The organism is Actinoplanes sp. NPDC051633 (assembly GCF_040681735.1).
Lineage (GTDB): Bacteria > Actinomycetota > Actinomycetes > Mycobacteriales > Micromonosporaceae > Actinoplanes.
In genome coordinates this window covers 1-5504 of the sequence record NZ_JBFAZH010000492.1, presented here as the reverse complement: position 1 = coordinate 5504, position 5504 = coordinate 1, and the positions used below count along the sequence as shown (strand labels likewise).

Genomic DNA, 5504 nt, shown 5'->3' with positions numbered 1-5504 from the left:
GACGAAGGTTTGTCCGGTGCCCGGCGGCCCGTGGAAGACGGCCTGCTTCATACCCGTGTGCAGAGCCTCGACCCACTGATCGATCTGCTCGACCGAGAGATAGCAAGCAGCCGCGACTTCTTCGGCACTCAACGAGAGAGCTCGCGTGATCGGCGGAGGGTCTGTCTCAGCGCGGGCAGCGCGCATGAGGTTGGTCAATATGGCGTCAGCCTCCTGCGGAGCTACGCCGTTTTCTTCCCGCCAGGCGCGGAGGTCAGTGCAGAACCGCTCGTAGTGCTCCCGGTTGAGCGCGCGGTACCTGATGCCGGTCAAGGCTCGAAGGCCGTTCATCGTGGCGTTGACGCAGATGCCGAACCGCTCGGAATCGCGAAGATAGAGCAGCATGCTGGGCAACGATGATCCAGCGTGAGGAAAGATCGACCGATCAGCGTAGATCTGACCGAGCAGATCGAGCGCGTTCGGCATCGGACTGCGCCAAAGCTCGGCGACGACGTGATTGAAGCGCTGAGCGTCATTGCCGAGCTTCGCCATGATTGCGCCGGTGAAGCCCGGCGTGAAGCGGTCCTGGCGCGTGCGGCCGGCTTTCTCATGGCGGTTGAACAACCTACCGAGGTCCACGATCTGTCCGGCGTCCATGCTGCCGACGTGATCATTGAGGAACTGCCGAGCCTCGGCCTCCGCCTCCAGCCTGGCCGGGACGAAGCGCGGCCCGAATTGTTCCCGGACGTCATCGATGATCGTCGTGTCCGCCATGCGTGCCGTTGTAACAGATCACGCCGGGGAGGAGGAGTCGGCTGACGTGCCGACCTCGCGTCAGGAGGCCGGGTCGGGCTGGGTGGCCTGCTCCGGGGCGCTGACCGCCTCGTCGACCGTCTGGTAGGTCTGCAGGACCTCGACCAGGCCGCTCACCTCGAGGATGCGCAGCACGCCGCGCTGGGGGGCGGCCAGCCGCACCACGCCGCCCGCGTCGTCCGTGCTGTTCTTGGCCCGGACGAAGACCGACAGGCCGGTCGAGTCGCAGAACGACACCTCGGCGAGGTCGAACACCAGGCGGTTGCGACCCTTCTCCAGCAGGTCGCTGATCTGGTCCTGGAGCTGCGGCGCGGTGGCCATGTCCAGCTCGCCCGCCACCGAGACCACGACCTTGTCGCCGCGTTGTTCTGTTTGCACCGTCAGGGACATTCAGGGACCTCCAGTTATTCGCAGACGGTACTCCACACGAGCGGCGGTCCGCAGAACGGGGCGTTAGTTGGTGTACAGCAAGTAATCGCCGGAGCCGATGATAGAGTCCGCGCGTTGTATGACATCACAACAGGGGAGGCCGCGGTGGCGCTGAGTCCGGATGAGGTGGGCCGCTTCGCCGATCTGTTCAAGGAGAACGCCGACGATTTGGCCCGGCTGTGGACTGAGGCGGTCGCGCCCACTGTGCAGGGACGGCTCAGCCGCGCGGAGCTGGAACGGCAGGTTGCCGAGCTGCAGCGCGGTTTCGCCGGGGCATTCGGCGCCGGTGCGCAGGACCTCGACGGCGACGCGGCGGCCGAGCTGCGCGCGCTGCTGGCTGACCTCTCCAGCACCCGGGCACGGCAGGGCTTCTCCGCGACCGAGACCGCGGTCAGCGTGTTCACCCTCAAGGGGGCCGTGCACGCGATCCTGAAGCAGCGCGACAGCGTCGGGGCCACCACGCTGAGTGACTACGTGGCGTTCTCCGAGTTCGTCGACCGGGCCGCCCTCTTCACCTTCGACAGCTACGTCCGGGCCCGCGAGGAGCTGATCGCCGACCAGGCCGAGCAGCTGCTCGAGCTCTCCACGCCGGTGGTCAAGCTGTGGGAGGGCGTGGTCGCGGTCCCGCTGGTCGGCACGCTCGACTCGGCCCGCGCGCAGGTCGTCATGGAGCGCCTCCTGCAGACCCTGGTCGACACCGGCTCGCCGTACGCGATCATCGACATCACCGGCGTGCCGGCGGTGGACACGCAGGTCGCCCAGCACATCCTCAAGACCGTGGTGGCCGCCCGGCTGATGGGCGCCGAGTGCATCATCTCCGGCATCCGCCCGCAGATCGCCCAGACCATCGTGGCGCTGGGCATCGAGTTCGGCGACATCGCCACCAAGGCGTCGCTGGCCGACGCGCTGCGGCACGTCCTCCGGGTCACCGACTCCAAGCGACAGGCCCGCTGAGGTGGAACGCGTCCCGGTTCTCAAGATCGGTGACATCCTCCTCGTCTCGATCCAGATCGACATGGAGGACCAGGTCGCCCTGCAACTGCAGGAGGACCTGGCGGACCGGATCGTGAGCACCGGCACGCACGGCGTGATCATCGACATCAGCGCGCTGGACATCGTCGACTCCTTCGTCGGCCGCACGCTGGCCACGATCGCGTCCATCTCGCGGGTGCTCGACGCCGAGACCGTGGTGGTCGGCATGCGCCCGGCGGTGGCGATCACGCTGGTCGAGCTGGGGCTGTCGCTGCCCGGCATCCGGACCGCGCTGAACGTCGAGCTCGGCATGGCCATGCTGGCCCGGGACCGCTATGACGAACCGGCATCCGACCAGGACGAGGAGACCGACGACACCGCGGTGCACGCACCATGACGGAGCGCATCACGGTCAGTTCCGACCAGGATGTGGTCCGTGTTCGACAGCTCGTCCGCACCGTCGCCGTGTCGGTGAAGCTGTCGCTGGTCGACCAGACCAAGCTGGTCACGGCCGCGAGCGAGCTGGCCCGCAACACTTTGGTCTACGGCGGGGGCGGCACGGTCGAGGTGAGCCGGGTGGACGGCGGGCGGCGGCCCGGCATCAGGATCGTCTTCGCCGACCAGGGCCCCGGCATCGCCGACCTGGATCTGGCCCTGACCGACGGCTACACCACCGGCGGCGGGCTCGGGCTGGGCCTGAGCGGCGCGCGCCGGCTGGTCGACGAGTTCGAGATCGACACCAAGGTGGGCGAGGGTACGAGCATCACCGTGACCAAATGGTGCCGATGAACGGCGGCGCGGTCTCGTCGATGCCCGACGGACTGCTGGACACCGGCGCCTGGTTCCGGGTCGAGGAGGCCGGCTCCGCGTCTGGCGTCCGGCGGGCGGCGGAACGGCTCGCGATCACGCTCGCGATGCCCGAGAAGCGCCGCGCCGACCTGTCGATCATGGTCGCGGAGGCGGCGGGCAACCTCGTCAAGCACGCCGAGCAGGGCGTGATGCTGGTGCGGGCGGTCCGCAACGACGACGTGGCCGGCGTCGAGATCATCGCGGTGGACAGCGGGCCGGGCATGGCCGACGTCGCCCGGGCCGCGTGGGACGGTCACTCGACGGCGGGCACCCTGGGCATCGGACTCGGCGCGATCCTGCGCCAGGCGACGTGGTCGGACCTGTACTCCGTACCCGGCAAGGGAACCGTGCTCGCCGCTCAGGTCTGGCCCGCGACGGCGCCCGCACCCGCCCGGACCTCCGGCCTGATCCGGCCGTTGGCCGGCGAATCGGTCAGCGGTGACGCCTATGCCGTCCGCGGCCCGGACGAGCGTCGGCAGATGTTGATGGTCGACGGGCTGGGACACGGGCCGCTCGCGGCGGCGGCAGCGCAGGTGGCGCTGCGCACCTTCGGCGCCACCCCGCAGGGTGGGCCCGCAGCCCTGGTCGAGGCTCTGCACCGAGCCCTCGGGCACACCCGCGGGGCGGCCGTCGCGGTCGCCGAGATCGACGAGGCGGCCGAGGTCGTCCGGTATGCCGGACTGGGCAACATCTCCGGCGCGATCCTCGGCGGCGACAACGGTCGTCGCGGCCTGGTGTCGCTGCCCGGCATCGCCGGGCACCAGCGGCGGCAGATCCGCCAGTACGAGTACCCGTTCCCGGCCGGCTCGGTGTTGCTCTTGCATTCCGACGGCGTGGTCGAGCGGTGGCGGGCGGAGGACTACCCGGGCCTTCTGACCCGGTCGCCGCAGGTCATCGCGGCCACCGTGTTACGCGACGCCGGCACCCGTCGCGACGACGCCGGCGTGCTGGTGGTCAAGTCGTGAACGAGCTGCTGGTCCACGTCCGGCTCCGTGCGGAGCAGGACATCTTCATGGTCCGGCAGCTCGGTCGTGAGGTGGCCCGCGAGGTCGGGATGGAAGCGCAGGACCAGACGCGGGTGGCCACCGCGCTGAGCGAGGTGGCCCGGGTGCTGCTGTCCGATGGGCGGTCCGCCGACGTGGCGTTCGCCATCGGCCGCGGCCGGGTACCTACCCTTCAGGTAGAGATGGAGCATCCGATGGCCGGCGAAGAGACCCGGCTCGCTCCGCAGCTCGAGATCGTCGGCCGCCTGGTCGACACGTTGGAGGTTGGTGACGGTGGAACCGGTACGGTCGTGCGGATGTCTCGTCGCCTGCCGTCAGGCGCGCCGCCCCTGACCCCCGAGCGTATGGATGACATCCGAGCCCGCCTCGACGCCCACGTCCCGGGCAGCCCTCTGGACGAGCTGGCGGTGCAGAATCAGCAGCTCATCGCCGCCCTCAACGAGGTGCGGGCCCAGCGTGACGACCTCGCCCGGCTGAACGCCGAGCTGGAGGAGACGAACCGCGGCGTGATGGCGCTCTACAACCAGCTGTCCGAGGAGCTGGAGGAGACCAACCGCGGCGTGGTCGCGCTCTACGCCGAGCTGGACGAGAAATCGGTGCAGCTCCGCGCTGCCAGCGAGGCGAAAAGCCGCTTCCTGGCCAACGTCAGCCACGAGCTGCGCGCGCCGGTGACGGCGATCATCGGGCTGGGCCGGCTGCTGGCCGACGAGTCCTCCGACCGGCTCACCGACGACCAGAGCCGGCAGGTCGAGTTGATCCGGTCCTCGGCCACCGACCTGTTGACGCTCGTGAACGACCTGCTCGACCTCGCCAAGGCGGAGGCCGGCCGGATCGAGCCGGACCTGGTCGACGTGGACCTGCGGCGCATGTTCGGCCAGTTGCGGGGAACGCTGCGCCCGCTGGCCACGCGGCCTGGGGTGGACTTCGTCGTCGAGGAGCCGGGGGTTGCGGTGATGCGTACCGATGAGGTGCTGCTGGCGCAGGTCCTGCGCAACCTTCTGACCAACGCGATCAAGTTCACCGCCGAGGGCTCGGTGCGGCTGAGCGTCACGCGGGTCGGCGACGACGCCGTGTTCGAGGTCGCCGACACCGGCGCCGGCATCCCCCCTGAGCTGCACGAACGCATCTTCGAGGAGTTCTATCAGGTGCCCGGCCTGCGGGCTTTGAGCGGGACGGGCACCGGGCTCGGCCTGCCGTACGCCCGCCGGCTCGCCGGGATTCTGGGTGGTGCGATGCGGGTGTCGTCGGCGCCGGGCAAGGGCAGCACCTTCACGGTGAGCCTGCCGATGGGGTTGCCGTGAGCTCTGGGCGGATCCTCGTCGTCGACGACAGCGCCACCAAGCGATATCTGCTGGTGAGCTGGCTGACCCGGGCCGGCTTCCGGGTGCTCGAGGCGGAGACGGGGACGGAGGCGCTGGCGAAGCTGCCGGACTCCGACGTCGACCTGGTGGTGCTCGA

General features: G+C 69.6%; 8 protein-coding genes. 6 read left to right on the top strand and 2 right to left on the bottom strand.

Going from position 1 to position 5504, the window contains the following annotated elements; all coding sequences use genetic code 11:
• Positions 1-753 (bottom strand): hypothetical protein (locus tag AB0M20_RS24755; RefSeq protein ID WP_364301947.1); only part of this gene is annotated, 753 nt, incomplete at its 3' end.
• 60 nt (positions 754-813) lie between these two features.
• The gene (locus AB0M20_RS24750; protein WP_364301945.1) at positions 814-1182 is read right to left on the bottom strand and encodes an STAS domain-containing protein; all 369 of its coding nucleotides are present in this window, start codon (positions 1180-1182) and stop codon (positions 814-816) included.
• A gap of 144 nt (positions 1183-1326) precedes the next feature.
• Here AB0M20_RS24750 and AB0M20_RS24745 point away from each other — a divergent pair, with 144 nt between their 5' ends.
• The 6 genes from AB0M20_RS24745 to AB0M20_RS24720 form a co-directional block, all read left to right on the top strand.
• Entirely contained in the window at positions 1327-2175 is an 849-nt protein-coding gene (locus AB0M20_RS24745) for an STAS domain-containing protein (RefSeq protein ID WP_364301943.1), read from the top strand.
• Position 2176: 1 nt separating this feature from the next.
• Positions 2177-2590, top strand: a complete 414-nt coding sequence (locus tag AB0M20_RS24740) for an STAS domain-containing protein (protein ID WP_364301941.1) — start codon at positions 2177-2179, stop codon at positions 2588-2590.
• Entirely contained in the window at positions 2587-2982 is a 396-nt protein-coding gene (locus AB0M20_RS24735; RefSeq protein ID WP_364301939.1) for an ATP-binding protein, read from the top strand. The genes AB0M20_RS24740 and AB0M20_RS24735 overlap by 4 nt, the downstream gene beginning before the upstream one ends.
• The gene (locus tag AB0M20_RS24730; RefSeq protein ID WP_364301951.1) at positions 2979-4007 is read left to right on the top strand and encodes a SpoIIE family protein phosphatase; all 1029 of its coding nucleotides are present in this window, start codon (positions 2979-2981) and stop codon (positions 4005-4007) included. Before AB0M20_RS24735 ends, AB0M20_RS24730 begins: the two co-directional genes overlap by 4 nt.
• The gene (locus AB0M20_RS24725) at positions 4004-5347 is read left to right on the top strand and encodes a sensor histidine kinase (RefSeq protein WP_364301937.1); all 1344 of its coding nucleotides are present in this window, start codon (positions 4004-4006) and stop codon (positions 5345-5347) included. Before AB0M20_RS24730 ends, AB0M20_RS24725 begins: the two co-directional genes overlap by 4 nt.
• A partial coding sequence (locus AB0M20_RS24720; protein WP_364301949.1) for a response regulator occupies positions 5344-5504 on the top strand: 161 nt, incomplete at its 3' end. The genes AB0M20_RS24725 and AB0M20_RS24720, both read left to right, overlap by 4 nt.

What these genes read in the sequence shown, in the direction of transcription:
- AB0M20_RS24750 (WP_364301945.1), bottom strand. Translation starts at nt 1,182, where the DNA reads ATGTCCCTGACGGTGCAAACAGAACAACGCGGCGACAAGGTCGTGGTC.
- AB0M20_RS24735 (WP_364301939.1), top strand. Translation starts at nt 2,587, where the DNA reads ATGACGGAGCGCATCACGGTCAGTTCCGACCAGGATGTGGTCCGTGTT.
- AB0M20_RS24730 (WP_364301951.1), top strand. Translation starts at nt 2,979, where the DNA reads ATGAACGGCGGCGCGGTCTCGTCGATGCCCGACGGACTGCTGGACACC.